General features: G+C 67.2%; 14 protein-coding genes. 5 read left to right on the top strand and 9 right to left on the bottom strand.

What is annotated here, in order from left to right:
• Position 1 precedes the first annotated feature (1 nt).
• Together QA609_RS04015 and QA609_RS04020 are read right to left on the bottom strand one after the other, a co-directional pair.
• Entirely contained in the window at positions 2 to 1,354 is a 1,353-nt protein-coding gene (locus QA609_RS04015) for an NADH:flavin oxidoreductase (RefSeq protein ID WP_278301294.1), read from the bottom strand.
• 42 nt (positions 1,355 to 1,396) lie between these two features.
• Positions 1,397 to 2,440: an NAD(P)-dependent alcohol dehydrogenase gene (locus QA609_RS04020; protein ID WP_278301295.1), complete on the bottom strand. Its 1,044-nt coding sequence runs from the start codon at positions 2,438 to 2,440 to the stop codon at positions 1,397 to 1,399.
• 142 nt (positions 2,441 to 2,582) lie between these two features.
• On the opposite strand from QA609_RS04020, the gene QA609_RS04025 reads away from it, so the two are divergent.
• Together QA609_RS04025 and QA609_RS04030 are read left to right on the top strand one after the other, a co-directional pair.
• Entirely contained in the window at positions 2,583 to 3,647 is a 1,065-nt protein-coding gene (locus tag QA609_RS04025) for an amidohydrolase family protein (protein WP_278301296.1), read from the top strand.
• Entirely contained in the window at positions 3,647 to 4,414 is a 768-nt protein-coding gene (locus tag QA609_RS04030; RefSeq protein WP_278301297.1) for an iron-sulfur cluster assembly protein, read from the top strand. The genes QA609_RS04025 and QA609_RS04030 overlap by 1 nt, the downstream gene beginning before the upstream one ends.
• Before the next feature lie 16 nt (positions 4,415 to 4,430).
• On the opposite strand, the gene QA609_RS04035 is transcribed toward QA609_RS04030, so the two are convergent.
• The 3 genes from QA609_RS04035 to QA609_RS04045 form a co-directional block, all read right to left on the bottom strand.
• Positions 4,431 to 5,600 carry an LEA type 2 family protein gene (locus QA609_RS04035; protein WP_278301298.1) on the bottom strand — a complete coding sequence of 390 codons (1,170 nt, stop codon included), beginning with the start codon at positions 5,598 to 5,600 and terminating at the stop codon, positions 4,431 to 4,433.
• A 106-nt stretch (positions 5,601 to 5,706) separates the two neighbouring features.
• On the bottom strand, positions 5,707 to 6,204 hold the full coding sequence (cgi121, locus tag QA609_RS04040) for a KEOPS complex subunit Cgi121 (protein WP_278301299.1): 498 nt from the start codon (positions 6,202 to 6,204) through the stop codon (positions 5,707 to 5,709).
• Positions 6,204 to 8,540: an ATP-dependent DNA helicase gene (locus tag QA609_RS04045; protein WP_278301300.1), complete on the bottom strand. Its 2,337-nt coding sequence runs from the start codon at positions 8,538 to 8,540 to the stop codon at positions 6,204 to 6,206. The genes cgi121 and QA609_RS04045 overlap by 1 nt, the downstream gene beginning before the upstream one ends.
• Before the next feature lie 283 nt (positions 8,541 to 8,823).
• Here QA609_RS04045 and QA609_RS04050 point away from each other — a divergent pair, with 283 nt between their 5' ends.
• Positions 8,824 to 9,258: a universal stress protein gene (locus QA609_RS04050; RefSeq protein ID WP_278301396.1), complete on the top strand. Its 435-nt coding sequence runs from the start codon at positions 8,824 to 8,826 to the stop codon at positions 9,256 to 9,258.
• A 2-nt stretch (positions 9,259 to 9,260) separates the two neighbouring features.
• On the opposite strand, the gene QA609_RS04055 is transcribed toward QA609_RS04050, so the two are convergent.
• The 3 genes from QA609_RS04055 to QA609_RS04065 form a co-directional block, all read right to left on the bottom strand.
• Entirely contained in the window at positions 9,261 to 10,469 is a 1,209-nt protein-coding gene (locus QA609_RS04055) for an inorganic phosphate transporter (protein WP_278301301.1), read from the bottom strand.
• A gap of 92 nt (positions 10,470 to 10,561) precedes the next feature.
• On the bottom strand, positions 10,562 to 11,296 hold the full coding sequence (locus QA609_RS04060; RefSeq protein WP_278301302.1) for a DICT sensory domain-containing protein: 735 nt from the start codon (positions 11,294 to 11,296) through the stop codon (positions 10,562 to 10,564).
• Positions 11,293 to 11,655, bottom strand: coding sequence for a hypothetical protein (locus tag QA609_RS04065; RefSeq protein WP_278301303.1), 363 nt, complete (start codon positions 11,653 to 11,655; stop codon positions 11,293 to 11,295). Before QA609_RS04065 ends, QA609_RS04060 begins: the two co-directional genes overlap by 4 nt.
• A 186-nt stretch (positions 11,656 to 11,841) precedes the next feature.
• Here QA609_RS04065 and QA609_RS04070 point away from each other — a divergent pair, with 186 nt between their 5' ends.
• Positions 11,842 to 12,087 carry a ferredoxin gene (locus QA609_RS04070; RefSeq protein ID WP_278301304.1) on the top strand — a complete coding sequence of 82 codons (246 nt, stop codon included), beginning with the start codon at positions 11,842 to 11,844 and terminating at the stop codon, positions 12,085 to 12,087.
• A 12-nt stretch (positions 12,088 to 12,099) separates the two neighbouring features.
• On the opposite strand, the gene QA609_RS04075 is transcribed toward QA609_RS04070, so the two are convergent.
• Positions 12,100 to 12,753, bottom strand: coding sequence for a helix-turn-helix domain-containing protein (locus tag QA609_RS04075; RefSeq protein ID WP_278301305.1), 654 nt, complete (start codon positions 12,751 to 12,753; stop codon positions 12,100 to 12,102).
• 81 nt (positions 12,754 to 12,834) lie between these two features.
• On the opposite strand from QA609_RS04075, the gene QA609_RS04080 reads away from it, so the two are divergent.
• The gene (locus tag QA609_RS04080) at positions 12,835 to 14,292 is read left to right on the top strand and encodes a cytochrome P450 (protein WP_278301306.1); all 1,458 of its coding nucleotides are present in this window, start codon (positions 12,835 to 12,837) and stop codon (positions 14,290 to 14,292) included.

Consider the following 14,292-nt stretch of genomic DNA (forward strand, 5'->3'; position numbering starts at 1 on the left):
GTCAGTCGTCCGCCCTCCGCTCGTAGGCGCCGTCGCGCTCGAGTTCGCCGCGCCTCCGAAGGACCGACGGTGTCCGACAGATCCCCGGAGCACCCGTCACCTGCGGTACCGTACAGTTGTTGCAGCTCTCACAGAGAACCCGGATACCCTCACTACCGTTCGTGGACTCTGTTTCGAGTAGCCTAGCTCCTAGCCGTGGCTCAGCGTAGAACGGACGGGCCATCCCGACCATCTCGCAGGCGGTCGGCCTGGTTTCGCCGCCGAGCAGCCGATCCATCTCCCGACGCTCGCGGATCCCTCCTTCCGCGAGAACCGGAATCGAGACCCGCTCGCGCACCCGTCGACAGAACGCCTCGTTCCAGGCCGGTTCCGTGTCGTACTGCAGCGACTGGATCCGGTTCCCGACGGCGACGAGACGTTTGCGAGCCGCGCCGCCGAACGCGGCGTCGTACCCCTCCTGTAGTGCCTCGTTCTCCCAGGCCCGGTCAGGATACTTCCCGCGGACGATACTCATGTCCCAGACGACCGACGTCTGTACCGGGACGACGGCGTTGTACCCGATCTTCTCGAGTCGTCTGGCGATCTCGATCCCGTCCTCGAGCGAGAGCTTCCGTCGCACCAGCGGCGCCGGCGGAGCGGGAGTCTCCGCGGGCACCTTCGCTATTACGGGAACGTCGCCGGCCCGCTTTCGGATCTCGTCGCGGACGACGGCGAGAAAGCGCAGTCGCGCCTCCGGCGATCCCCCGAATTCGTCGTCCCGGCGGTTGTAGAACGGCGAGCAGAACTGCTGGACGATCCCCATGTTCGCCCCCGCAATGTGGATCCCGTCGTATCCCGCGTCGGCGGCGTATCCTGCCGCACGGCCGAAGTCGGCCGCGAGTTCGTACACCTCCTCGGTCTCGAGAACGCGGGGATCGTACGACAGGAAGCCGGCTCGATCGAGCGCCCGGAGCTGCCAGGGTGGCTCCGAGACCGCGAGTTGCTCGAGACCTGGATTCTCCCGGCGGTACTCGGCGTGCCAGGTCTCCATGCTCCGGAGCCCGCCGTGCTCGAGCTGGAGGAAGAGCTTGCTGCCGTGATCGTGGATCCGATCGGTCAGCCGCGAGAGTTCGGCGACAAACTCGGGGTCGTGAACGCGGGTCATCCCCGGGGCCGCACAGCCGCCCTCGCCGCGGACGATCGTCGCCCCCTGACAGAGCAGTCCGACACCCGACGCGGCGGCGGGCTCGAGGTCCTCGATCAGCGTGTCGACGGCGTCGGGGCCGTTGCCCGCACACTCGAGCAATGGAGCTCGGTAGAGGCGGTTCGGAACGCGACAGTCGCCGATCTCGATCGGGTCCTCGAGGGTTGCCATACGCGATCCGTTCGGCGGCTCGCCACAAGAGCGTGCTGCCGATCAGGGCGGCGTGATCACCGCCCGGCCCTCGATCTCACGGTGCTCGAGGCGCTCGGCGACGGTGTTGATGTCCGCGAGGTCGTAGATCTCGGTACGTAGCTCGACGTCGCCGCGGTCGACGAGCGCGACCAGCTCCTGGAGTTCGGCGTACTTCCCTACCAGGGTCCCCTTGAACGAGAACTCGCCGTTGACCAGCGCCTGGCAGGGTTCGTGGATGTGTCCGCCGTAGCCGATCACGTGGTGGTCGCCGCCTGCGGCGACCATGTCTGGTGCCGCACCGGTCGTCTGATCGGCCCCGACGAAGTCGAGCACCTGCTGGGCGCCCTCGTCGTCGGTCAGATCCATCACGCTCTCCGCGAGGTCGTCCTCGCCGGAGTTGATCGTGTGGCGAGCGCCCAGCTCCTCGGCCAGCTCGAGAGCGTCGTCCTTCAGATCGGCGGCGACGATGTCGGCGGCGCTCATCGCGTCGAGACACTGCAGCCCGATGTGGCCCAGTCCGCCGACGCCGATGACGACGCAGGTGTCGCCGGGATTGAGTTCGCGGACGGCCTTCTTCGTCGCGTGGTAGGCCGTGATCCCCGCGTCAGCGTGGGGGGCGATCTCGGTCGGATCGACGCCGTCGGGGAGCGGGATCACCGCGCGCTCGTTGGTCTGGAGGTACTCCGCGAACCCGCCGTTCGTGGTGAGCCCGTTGAACGCGCTGTTCTCGCAGTACATATCCTCGCCGAGCCGACACGGCCGACAGATGCCGCAGGTCTGGACGGGGTGACAGATCACCGGGTCGCCCTCCTCGACGAGGGTTACCTCCTCGCCGACTTCCGCGACGATGCCCGCGTTCTCGTGGCCGAGCGTCATCGGCAGATCCTGCGGGGCGTACTCCTCCCACATCCCCTCGATGATGTGGTTGTCGGTCTGACACCAGCCGGCGCCCGAGACCTCGACCAGGATCTCGTCGGATTTCTCGAGGGTCGGACGGTCGATCTCCTCTACCTCGAGGGCCTCGCTCATCTCGTCTGTGTACTCGTGAAGACGGGCTGCTTGCATGATACCACGTCACACTTTGTCGTACTGAGTGAAAACGTTCGCCCAACGTATCGCTCCCCGAACACGATCGCTACCAGCGCGCCCTCTGGTCGGGAATCCATCACGAAGAATAATGGTTGTTGATACCTAGCAACATACCACGATGTACGATCACAACGGCGAGGAGATCTTCGTCATCGACGGTCACGTCCATCTGTGGGACGCGACGGAGGGAAACATCACCCACGAGGGTGGCGAGGAGTTCATCCAGTGTTTCTACGACTACCACACGACGTTCACCCCCGAGGAACGTCAGTGGAGCATCGAGGAGTACCGCAAGTACGGCGCCGAGCGGATGGTCGAGGACCTGTTCGAGAACGCTGCCGCGGATATGGCGATCTTCCAGCCGACCTACCTTACGGACTTCTACGGGGAGGGGTTCAACACGACCGAGCAAAACGCCGAGCTCGCGACCGAGTACCCCGAACGGTTCGTCCTCAACGGGAGCTTCGATCCCCGCGACGGCGAGGCCGGGTTGGAGCACCTCGAGGAACTGAACGATACCTACGACCTCCAGGGTGTGAAGGTCTACACCGCGGAGTGGCGCGACGAGTCGAAGGGGTGGCGGCTCGACGACGAGGCCGCCTTCGAGTACCTGGAGAAGTGCGAGGAGCTCGGCATCGAGAACATCCACGCCCACAAGGGGCCGACGATCCGACCGCTGAACCGCGACGCGTTCGACGTCGCCGATATCGACGACGCCGCGTCGTCGTTCCCGGATCTCAACTTCGTCGTCGAACACGTCGGGCTGCCACGACTGGACGACTTCTGCTGGATCGCCGCCCAGGAACCGAACGTCTACGGCGGGCTCGCGGTCGCCGCGCCGTTCGCCCAGAACCGCCCCGGCAAGTTCTCCGAGATCCTCTCCGAACTGCTTTGGTGGCTCGGCGAGGACCGGGTCCTGTTCGGCTCGGACTACGCCATCTGGAACCCCGACTGGCTCGTCGAGGCGGTTCTCGAGGCCGAACTCACTCAAGAAGATCGCATGGAGTACGGTGTCGAGTGGGATCTCGAGACCAAGCGGAAGGTGATGGGCGAGAACGCCGCCGAGCTGTACGACATCGATATTGACGAGAAGAAACGGCAGTTCCGCGAGGACGAGATCAGCGAGCAGTTCGGGCTCGAGGACCACTACGCGAGCGACGCCCCTGCGGCGGCCGACGACTGATGACCGGACCTCCCTCCGACGGCCTCACCCGCGAGGCCGTCCGCGACCGACTTGATCGAGTCACCGATCCCGAACTCGACCGCTCGATCGTCGCACTCGAGTACATCGACGGAATCGAACTCGACGCCGGAACGGTTACCGTTCACCTGACGCTGCCGACGGCGTGGTGCTCGCCCGCGTTCGCCTGGATGATGGCCGCCGACTCCCGCACGGAGGTCGAGGAACTCCCCGCGGTCGAGCGAGCCCGGATCTACCTCCACGAGCACATGCACGAGATCGAGATCAACCGGGGCGTGAACGCGGGTCGATCGTTCCCGGAGGCGTTTCCCGACGCCGAGGACACCGTCGACGCCGTCCGTGCAGAACTCGACCGGAAGGCCAGAACCGCCCGCCAGTACGACGCCGTCGAGGCGCTGCTCGAGGCGGGCCTTGAGTCCGAGACGATCGTCTCGCTTCGGCCGCGGGATCTCGAACGCATCGACGGCGACGACCGCCTCTCTATCTACCTCGCGGATCGGGCGATCGCCGTCTCCGTCTCCGCGGAACCGATAGACCGCTATCTCGAGAAGGCCCGCGAGACGGGACTGGTCGACGCCGAAACGGACCCGCTGTTCCTCACTCCCGAAGGGGAGCCGATCGACCCCGACGAGTTCGAGCTGGTTCATCGACGAGGGCGGCTCGCACAGGTCAACATGTCGAGCCAGGGCGGGATCTGCGACGGGCTGCGGGAGTCCCGGGAGCGACGGCTCGAGGTCGCGAACGACTGACCGACCGGCCGGGCGCTCAGGATCGGGAATCGACCGCGATCGGCTCGTCGCCGTTCTTGTCGGAATCGACCGTTTCATCGCCGATCGTCCCGGCTTGCTCTCGATCGGTTTCGGTCAGGTCGACCGTCGCACCGAGCTCCTCGAGGGTCTCGTCGTCGGGGCTCGCCCAGGGGAGGAGTTCACACTGCTCTCGCACGATCTCGCTTTTCTGGTCGACGAAGATGTCGGTCCACACGCCGTACTCACAGCGGATCGCCTCCTCGTCGTCGGGAACGGTCACCGTCTCGCCGTCGACGTTCATCGCGAGTTGCGCGCGGATCTCGGCGTCGGTGAACTCGTCGCCGTCGACGTGGGTCGCGAACCAGTCGACCACCTCGTCGTTGTCCAGCTCGACGACGAAGGTGATCTCCCGACTCTCTCCGGGCGGGATGTTCGTATCGTAGGTCCCGCGGAGTAGCTCGACCTCGTGGGCGTCCCACTCGGCGACCGACCGCTGGTTGAACGCCATCTCGCCGGTCATCGCGGGCGTCGGCAGCGGATGGACGTTCGGGTTGTGGATCTCGTAGGTCAGGTAGAGCTCCGTTCGTTCGTCGGTCACCTCACCCCACTCGGCGTCGGTGTCCCGAATTTCGACGGTCGGTTCGACCGCTCCAGTTCCGGAGTCGACCGGCGAGAGCGAGTGCTCTCCCTCCTGTTCGGCGAGCGTCTCCTCGATCATCGGCTCGAGGTCGGTCTCGACCTCGTCCTCGTGGGTGTGGGCGGGCGATCCCGAGAGCGGTCCGACCGTCGCGTGGGCCGTCAGGTCGACTTCGAGTGCGCTTGTCTCGCCGTTTCGGACGTGCGAGGCCCACCACGACGGTAGCCGATCGTACTCGAGGTCGGTCCGAAGCTCAGTCGTCGAGTTCCCCGCCGGAACCGCGACGTCGTCGGCCGACCCAGTCGCGAGAGCCACGTCGTTCATCGCGAGGTCGTACTCGACGCTCAGATCGTCGACCTCGACGCCCGGATTAGGGTTGTCGACCCAGACGGCCGTGATCACCTCGATCCGTTCGTCTTCCACCTCGCCCCACGCGTTGTCCTCGAGGCCGGCGTCGGGGAGACCGAGCACACCCGCCGCGGCGAGTCCTCCGAGCGCAGTTGCAGCGCAGAGACCGACCGCGAGAACGAGTTGAAGATACCGTTTCATGACGAGCCAACCGAGCTCGATCGATATATTCTTTCGGAGGAGTGGTGAAATATCCCCACCGACTCTCGTCTCCGAGACGGTCCGAGAGCGGGGACGGCGACGCCGGTTACTTCTCGACCTCGAGCAGCGCCACCCGCTCGCGGACCAGCGCGCCCAGCGAGGCGTCGGTCGCCGCGCGCTCGCGGTCCGGTATCTCGAAGAACTCCTGGAGGACGTCCTCGTCTGGCGCCTCGAGGGTCGGTTCCGAGCCGGCGAACGCCGCGAGCTCCCGGACGTCCTCGAGCGCCGCGGCTTCCTCGCCCCCGTCCGCGAGGACGACGGCCCGGTTTCGCCCCTCGCCGACGCCCATCTCGAGCGCCCGATCGATCTGGCGGCGCCCGGCGGCGTACAGCAGGATCTCGACGGCCCGGTCGCGGGCGACGTTCTCGCCGCGATCGATCGATCGGTCCGCGAGCTCGACGGCGCGCTCGAGGTGGCGAGGCCCGGCGACGTAGCGCGCGTCGAACGCCTGCAGGGTGGTTCCGTGCGTCTCGCCGATCTCGCCGATCTCGGCGACGAACGAATCGAGGTCGTCGACGTCGAGAACGCATTCGAGGGACTCCATCAGAAATCACCCAGGCTGGACTGACTCTCCTCGTCGTCGGTCGCGGTCGCCTCCGTCTCGGCAGTGCTGTCGTCGCTCGAGTCCGTCGCCGCGGCCGACGCGTCGGCCTCGACGCCGTCCATCGAGGGGTCCTCGCGGCCGACGTTCTCGAGGATGTTCTCGGCCGTCTTCTTGCCTTTGAGTGCGCCGAGAACGACCGACTTGTCCGCGCTGCGGAGGTCGGCGGGCGTCTGGATGCCGACCTCGTACAGGTCTCGGGCGCGTTTGCGCCCGACGCCGCGGACCGAGACGAGCTCGAGCAGCTCCTCGCCGACGCCGTGTTCGACGCGGGCGCGGGCCTCGCGGACCGCGACGGTCCACTCGCTGTCGATCTCCGCGGCCAGCGACTCGGCCGCGCCGAGGAGCCACTCGGCGGTGTCGACCTTCCCGCGCAGGTCGCCCGGCCCGATCTTGTACCGTTCGGTGATCCGTTCCTCGTCGTCCTCCTCGGCCCAGTCCTCGAGCAGTTTCCCCGTCTTCAGGGCCGCGAGCCAGTCCTCGAAGCGGTCCTCCTCGAACTCGCTGGGCGCGTCGCCGAGCAGCTCGGTCTCGCGTTCGTAGTACAGTTCGCCGAACTTCTCGTCCTCGCCCGAACGGAGGTAGAGCTCGTACATATCCGGCGTGCGGGAGATCAGCTGATAGAGTCCCAGCGCGGTGGGTCGATCGTCGGCGTCCTCGAGTCCGTGGACGATCGTCGCGGCGCTCATCGGATCCAGGTAGAGCCGCGAGACGGTGTGGCCGAGGCTGGTGGCCTCGAGGTCTTCGCTTCGTCCGCCACTGTCCGCGAGGTCGGCTGCGGTCGTGAACGCGCCGGTGTCAGCCCCTCCGTCACCGCGGTCGCGCTCCACGAAATCGTTGCGCTCGAGGTAGTCGAGCACGCTGTCGGTCACCGTCTCGAGCCGACCCGCCTCCGATGACTGGCTTGCGTACAGCGTCGCCTCGAGGAACTCGAGCAATCCCTCTCGCGTGCGGGCGAAGCCTGAGGCGATCGTAGCGAGCACGTGGGTCCGCAGCGCGGGTTCTGCGGCGAGCTTCGAGCGAACGGGCTCGGGGTCGGCCCAGACGTAGCGGTCGAACAGCTCCTCGCTCTCGTCGTGGCTCTTCGCGAGCAACACGGCCTCACCGTAGGGGTCGAGCCCCGGTCGTCCGGCACGGCCCATCATCTGGTGGACCTCGAGGACGTCGAGCGGGGCCATTCCACCCGCACTCGGATCGAATCGCCGCCAGTCCCTGACGATGACTCGCCGGGCCGGAGTGTTCACCCCTGCGGCGAGGGTGGGCGTCGCCGAGATCACCTTCAGCAGGCGCTCGCGGAAGGCGTCCTCGACGAGCGAGCGCTGGGTGCTCGAGAGGCCGGCGTGGTGGAACGCCGACCCTCGCTCGACGCAGTCGGCGAGGTCCGTGCTCGTCTCGGTGTCGCTGTCGTCGCGGATCTCCTCGGCCAGTTCGGCGAGGTCGTTCCGTTCGTCGTCGGTCAGCTCCCGGCTCGTCACCTGTCCCAGCCGCCGGGCTGCGGCCTCGGCGTTGCGCCGCGAGTTGACGAACACGAGCGAGGACCCGCCTTCCTGGACGATGTCGCGGACGAGGGCGGCCTCCTGCTTTTCGCTCCCTTCGACGGGCACCTCGCGGGTCGAGCCGTCGTCGAAGTTCAGGGCGTTGCCGTAGTGGACGCCCATCTGCAGGTCGATCGGCCGCCAGTCGGTGTCGACGAGTTCGGCGTCGAGCCACGCCGCAATTTCGTCGGCGTTGCCGACCGTGGCCGACAGCGCGACGGTCTGGAGGTCGGGGTTGAGACGGCGCAGTTTGGCGAGGGTGACCTCGAGCGTCGGCCCCCGGTTGCGGTCGTCGATGAGGTGAACCTCGTCGCTGACGACACAGGTGAGCTCGGAGAGCCAGCTCGCGCCGTTGCGGACGAGCGAGTCGACCTTCTCGCTGGTGGCGACGACGATGTCCTTCGTGGCGAGCCAGTCGCTGGTCGACTCGTAGTTGCCGGTGGTCACGCCGACGTCGACGCCGAACGACTCGTAGGCCGCGAACTCCTCGCGTTTCTCGCTGGCGAGCGCCCGCAGCGGCACGATGTACAGTGCCTTCCCGCCGCGCTCGATCGCCGACAGCATCGACAGCGCGGCGATCATGGTCTTCCCGCTCGCCGTGGGGACGGCCGCGACGAGGTTCTCCCCCTCGGTCGCGCCGGCCTCGACGGCCTCGGCCTGGGGCGGGTAGAGCTCCTCGATCCCCTCGCTGCGGAAGTGCTCGACGGCGCCGGGCGGGAGCCCCGACAGCTCCTCGATGTTCATTACCCGCAGTTGGCGCGTCCTGCGGTTTAAACTGTCGTCTTCGGGGACTCGGGGCACCGACGAACCACCTCCGGGCTCGGGTTCACTCCCGGAGCTCCCCCCGCTGCCGGTGAGACGTCGCGAGTCTATACCGATCCACCAACCGTTCCGAGACCGAACGCCAGCAAGGACGGGCGAGGAACTCCCTCGAGCCCGGTCTACTCCGTCGGTTCGGTGGCTCGTCCACGCTGGCGCACCGTCCATGGGCGACAGACCGATTGCGGTGGCGCTCGAAACCGATGACATGGCCGATCCCGACCGCGTCCTCGTTCCCACGTTCGGTCGACCGCGAGAGGACGAGGCCCTCACTTACGCCCTCGAGACGTTTCCCGAGGCCGACGTCACGCTACTCGCGGTGGTCACGCCGCTCGACGCGCCGATGAGCGAAGGGGGAGTGCTCGAGCGCGACGAGGCCCGGGCCGACGAGGCTCGAGACTGCGCGACCCGACTGCTCGCGTCGATCGCCGATCCGTCCGCGACCGACCGAGTCGGGATCGAAACCGCGGCGGGCCGACCCGGGACGGTCGTTCCTCGATACGCGACAAACCACGACGTCGATCAGGTCGTCATGCACGGCCACGACCGCACGTCGTCGGGGCTTCTCAGACGGGTTCTCGGCCGCGGAATCGCCGCGACGGTCGTCGAACGGATCGATCGCCCGGTGACGGTGCTCGAGTGAGATCAGCCGCCGATGACCGCTGCGAGCGCTCGATAGAGCCCGTAGCCGACGAGTATCGAACTCCCCAGCGTCAGCAACCAGAACGTGACGGTAAAGCCGATCTTCCGTTTCGAGACGCCGGCCGAGCCCGCGGCCAGCCCGCCGCCGATGACTCCCGAGAGGATGATGTTGTTCAGCGAGATCGGAATGCCGAGTGCGATCGCCAGCTGGGCGATGACGAACCCAGGGACGAGCGCCGCAATCGAGCGCCGCACCCCGAGCTGGGCGTACTCCCGCGATGTGGCCTGTAACAGTCGCGGTGCGCCCATCCAGGCGCCGGCAAGGATCCCGGCGGCCCCCAGCGCGAGCAGCGTGATTCCCGGCAGTCCGAGTTCGATCCGAAACAGATTCTCGAGGGGACCGGTCGCGAGTCCGACCTGCGATCCCCCCGAGGAGAACGCGACGATGCTGCCGAGGACGAGCAGGAACGATCGGATGCCGTCCTCGACGGAGTCGAGCACTCGCTTGCGGACCCAGAAGAACGCGAGGGCGCCGACGACGACCGTCACGAGAACGGTGCCGAGGTCGACGTCTCCGACCAGCACCGGCCCGCCGCCGAACTGGCGGGAGACGAACCTCGCGAGAGTCCCCTGGTCAGCCGTCGGGTCGGGGATAACGCCGAGCCGGATGTTCGCGACGATCGCGCCGACGATACCCGCGAGCAGCGGGACTCCGACGGACTCGGGGATGTCGTCTCGACGCAGGGTGATTGCCGTCGCGTACGCCAGCCCGCCGGACATAAACGGCACCAGCAACCAGAAGGTGCCGAGGCGCTGGTAGGTTGCCATCGCCGGATCGCCGCCCAGCGAGAGGCCGACGCCGACCATCGCGCCCGTCGTCGCGAACGCCGCGGGGATCGGGTATCGGGTGTAGATCCCGACCGCCATGAACGTCGCGGCGGTCATCAGTCCGGCCGTGGCCGCAAGGGGTGTGATCGTGACGCCGTCGATGAGATCCGCACCGACCGTCTCGGAGATGCTCCCGCCCTGCATGAGCGCGCCGGCAGCCGCGAGCAGGCCGATGACGAACGCCGCCCGCATCGTCGAGATCGCGTTCGCGCCGATGGCGGGTGCAAACGGCGGCGAGTTGCTGTTCGCCCCCAGCACCCACGCCATGAACAGACAGGTGACGATGGCGGTTCCAACGAGAACGGCGAACGACAGAGCGACCATTCGGTGGAAAGACACTCACTCTCGCAGGACAAAAACGTTCGTTCACCGCGGCTGTCGTTCGGCGGGCCATCGCCTCTCGGATCGAAGGGCGGCTACGCTTCCGGAACCTCGTAGCTTCCCTCGAGGTGATCGATCAGTTCGCCGACGAACGCGGGATCGTACGTCCAGACGCCGTCGTACTCCCCGGGCTGGCGCTCCTCGGCGACCAGCGCACAGCTCTGACGGTCGGTGTCGGCGGCCTCGAAGACGACGAACCAGAACCGACCGATCTCGCCCGACGCGGAGACCACCGACGGCCCTTCGAGGGGCGCGTCCCACGCGTCGTCGAGAAACGCCGTTACCGAGAGCGTTCCCCGAGCCGCCAGGCGCTCGTACACCGCGAGCTGATCGGCGAACGCCGCCTCGCGCTGGAAGCCGGCGTACAGGGTGCCGTCGGCGACTCGCCACGCTCGCTCCTCGATCTCCCGCGAGACCGCGAGCAGCTGTCGCCGACCGGCCGAGGCGAACGGCGTCCCATCCAGAAAGTCGAGCAGCTCCCGGAGGTCGACGTCGGTCTCCTCGAGCGTCCAGGGCGGGTGGATCTCCGGCGAGAGGATCGCGTCGAACCCCTCGAGACCCAGCGCGCCTCGGAACTCGCCGTCGGAATCGCGGATCACCACGAACCCGTTCTCGAACGCCGCGGCTCGGCGGTACTCGACCGCGACGTTCCGGCTCGTGAACTGGCGCTGTAGGTCGACCGCGACGTCGCTATCGCTCGCGTGTACCTCGAGTCGCTTTCGGTCGGCTTCGGCGCGCTCGAGCGCTTCGTCGAGCGTCTCGAGACTCATTCACCGACCCCGAGCACGTCGTAGACGGCCGGCGGTACGTCGACCTCCTCGACCGTCCCGTCGACCGGATCGAACCCGATCAGCCCGTGGTCCTGGAGCCGGGGGAGGACCGAGTGATGGAGGTAAATGTACGCTCGCTCGTACTCCGACTCGCCGCCTATCCGGCCGTCCTCGGCGGCGACGGAGCCGGTGATGGCAGCGGCGAGTTCGTCGACTGTCGCGTTCGGGTGATCGTACAGGTACGCGAGCGTGATGCGGACCTCCCGCGTCGAGAGAAGTCCGAGGAGTTCGTCGACGTCGTGCTCGGACACGGCGTCCGCGAGCGCGGAGAGATCCTCGAGACTATCTTTCATGATCATTCATTTACTTAGATCCTCGACGGTATAAGCCGTATCCTGTTCGATCGGGACAGTCGTCGGTCGAAATATATCAGAAAATGGAGGCTGTCGAACACATTCCGTCCCAGAGCGAGGGGAGGGTCGGGAGCCCGACGCTCGGTCGCCACGACCGCTAACGATTTACGACGATCAGTCCAACTCTCGGCCATGAGAGTCGAGTTCGACGAGGAGACCTGTATCGGGATGTACCAGTGTGTCGCCGAGTGGGACGCCTTCGAGAAGGACAAGTCGGCGGGGAAGGCGATCCTCGAGGACAGCGAGGAAGTCGAGGACGGACTCTTCGTCCGCGAGGTGCCCGAGGAGGCCGAACTCGACGCGAAGTTCGCGGCCCGGACCTGTCCCGTCGACGCGATCACGATCTACGACGACGACGGCGAGCAGTTGATTCCCTGACCGGCCGCTTTTCTACCGCCGTAGCGCCGCATCGACCAGCTCCCTCTCCGCCGACCGCAGCAGCGTCGACGCCGCGCTCTCGGAACACTCGAGCTCCTCGGCTACCGTCGCGAGTTCGCCGCTCCGGGGGATTTCGTAGTAGCCTGCGTCGCGGGCGACCTCGAGCGCTTCGAACTGTCTGGCCGTGAGTCGGCCGGCCAGGGTCTCCGAGCGGCGCTGGTGTTCGCTCACGCGCGTGACCTCGACGTCGACGCCGTCGGGGGCACGCTCGAGTAGCCCCGACATGGCTTCGGGCTCTCCGAGGACGGTGACGTGGACGTTCTCCCGACCAGTGTAGACCATCGGCGGCACGACCACCAGCCCGGGAACGTCGAACGTTCCCAGCAGGGTGGCGTCGGCCGCCCGCAGGTCCATCTCGACGTAGCCGTAGAACGTGTCCGTATCGATCGGCGTGACGTCGTACCGGCGAACTGAGTCGAGATCCTCGGCCAGGTTTCCGAGTGCGCCGGGGTCGCCGACGATCAGCGAGAGAAAGCGCACGGTTTCGGACTCTTCGTCGACTTCCCAGGAGAGCACTTCCTCGCGCCGGAACGACTCGAGTGGCTCCTCGGGCGCCGGCAGTTGCATCGACGGCGGAAGCCGGAGCGTGAGGTCTGCCGACTGCATACCGGTCGTTCGACGAGATAATATAAAGAAGTTCAGTGCTTCGGGAGAGCACCGACACTCGTTCGCTTCGAAGAAGCGGGTATGAGCGAGACGCGCACGACGTCGGACGACCGTGACCAGCCGACGACCGACGCGGACGACGACACCGGACCGACGCGAGCGGTGATCGGAACGCCGCCGCCCGGTCCGCGCGGGCTTCCACTGGTCGACAGCACCCTCGCGTTCGCTCGCGACCCGATCGAGTTCCTCTCCTCGATGCGCGAGTACGGCGACGTCGCCCGGTACGAGGCCTTTGGCCGCGAGTTCGTGGTCGTCTCGGACCCCGGGCTCGTCGAGGAGGTTGTCGTCGCCCGCGACGACGAGTTCTGGCGCGGGGAGTTCGAACACGAGTTCGGCGAACTGCTCGACGTCGAGGGACTGTTCTTCGCGGAGGGCGAGCGCTGGCGCCGCCAGCGTCTGCTCCTCCAGAACGCCTTCACGCCGGCGCGAATTCGGAGCTACGCCGACGATATGGTTGCGGAAACCACACGGCTGGTCGAGAGCTGGTCGGACGGCGAAGCCGTCGACGTTCGAGAGGCGATGTCGACACTGACGCTACGAGCGCTGACGCGGTCGCTGTTCGATCTCGAGTTCGGGGACGGACGCGCCGATCGCGTGCGACGCTGGGTCCACGCCATGGGCGCGTACAGCGACAGCGAGTTCTTCGGCGCTCGTGCCGTACTGCCGACGTGGATTCCGAACCGGGCCGAACGCGAGTACCGTCGCGCGACGGCCGACGTCGAGGCGCTCGTCGAAGGGCTGGTCGCAGAACGTCGCCAGTCCGACGCGGACGGCGACGACTTACTCTCCTTGCTCGCGATGAACGACTACCCCGACGGCTCGAGGCCGTCGGTCGAGGAGATCACCGACCAGTTGCAGCTGTTCCTGCTGGCCGGCCACGAGACAACGGCGACCGCGCTGACCTACGCTTGCTGGCTGCTGGCCGACGACGACGCCGAGGACGTTCGGTCGCGACTCGAGCGGGAGGTCGATGCCGTCTGTGGCGACCGGGATCCGACGTTCGCTGACCTGCCCGACCTGACGGTCACGGAGGCCGTCGGCCGGGAGGCGATGCGCCTCTACCCGCCGCTGCCGTTCCTGCAGCGCGAGCCCCACGAGGAGACCGCGCTCGCCGGCTACCGGCTCGGTCCGGGAACGACGGTCCAGTTGAACATGTACGGCATCCACCGCGACGAGCGATGGTGGGCCGATCCGGACGCGTTCCGGCCGGGCCGATGGGTGGCGAACGGCGAGGACGCGGACGGGGACGAGCGATCCGTCCTCGCCGATCCCGACGACCGCCCCGAGTACGCCTACTTCCCTTTCGGCAGCGGCTCGCACCACTGCATCGGGATGCGGTTCGCGATGACCGAACTCCAGCTCTCGCTGGCGACGATGGTTCGACGCGTCGACCTCGAGCGAGTGACGGAGTCGATCGACCCCACGCCGAAAGTCTCGCTCGATCCCGGCCCCGTCGAGATGCGGGTCCGAAAGCGGTGA

The organism is Natronococcus sp. A-GB7, from assembly GCF_029688865.1.
Classification (GTDB): Archaea; Halobacteriota; Halobacteria; order Halobacteriales; family Natrialbaceae; genus Natronococcus.

What these genes read in the sequence shown, in the direction of transcription:
- QA609_RS04080 (WP_278301306.1), top strand. Translation starts at nt 12,835, where the DNA reads ATGAGCGAGACGCGCACGACGTCGGACGACCGTGACCAGCCGACGACC.
- QA609_RS04035 (WP_278301298.1), bottom strand. Translation starts at nt 5,600, where the DNA reads ATGAAACGGTATCTTCAACTCGTTCTCGCGGTCGGTCTCTGCGCTGCA.
- QA609_RS04045 (WP_278301300.1), bottom strand. Translation starts at nt 8,540, where the DNA reads ATGAACATCGAGGAGCTGTCGGGGCTCCCGCCCGGCGCCGTCGAGCAC.
- QA609_RS04070 (WP_278301304.1), top strand. Translation starts at nt 11,842, where the DNA reads ATGAGAGTCGAGTTCGACGAGGAGACCTGTATCGGGATGTACCAGTGT.
- QA609_RS04075 (WP_278301305.1), bottom strand. Translation starts at nt 12,753, where the DNA reads ATGCAGTCGGCAGACCTCACGCTCCGGCTTCCGCCGTCGATGCAACTG.
- QA609_RS04050 (WP_278301396.1), top strand. Translation starts at nt 8,824, where the DNA reads ATGGCCGATCCCGACCGCGTCCTCGTTCCCACGTTCGGTCGACCGCGA.
- QA609_RS04015 (WP_278301294.1), bottom strand. Translation starts at nt 1,354, where the DNA reads ATGGCAACCCTCGAGGACCCGATCGAGATCGGCGACTGTCGCGTTCCG.
- QA609_RS04025 (WP_278301296.1), top strand. Translation starts at nt 2,583, where the DNA reads ATGTACGATCACAACGGCGAGGAGATCTTCGTCATCGACGGTCACGTC.
- QA609_RS04065 (WP_278301303.1), bottom strand. Translation starts at nt 11,655, where the DNA reads ATGATCATGAAAGATAGTCTCGAGGATCTCTCCGCGCTCGCGGACGCC.
- QA609_RS04055 (WP_278301301.1), bottom strand. Translation starts at nt 10,469, where the DNA reads ATGGTCGCTCTGTCGTTCGCCGTTCTCGTTGGAACCGCCATCGTCACC.
- cgi121 (WP_278301299.1), bottom strand. Translation starts at nt 6,204, where the DNA reads ATGGAGTCCCTCGAATGCGTTCTCGACGTCGACGACCTCGATTCGTTC.
- QA609_RS04020 (WP_278301295.1), bottom strand. Translation starts at nt 2,440, where the DNA reads ATGCAAGCAGCCCGTCTTCACGAGTACACAGACGAGATGAGCGAGGCC.
- QA609_RS04060 (WP_278301302.1), bottom strand. Translation starts at nt 11,296, where the DNA reads ATGAGTCTCGAGACGCTCGACGAAGCGCTCGAGCGCGCCGAAGCCGAC.
- QA609_RS04030 (WP_278301297.1), top strand. Translation starts at nt 3,647, where the DNA reads ATGACCGGACCTCCCTCCGACGGCCTCACCCGCGAGGCCGTCCGCGAC.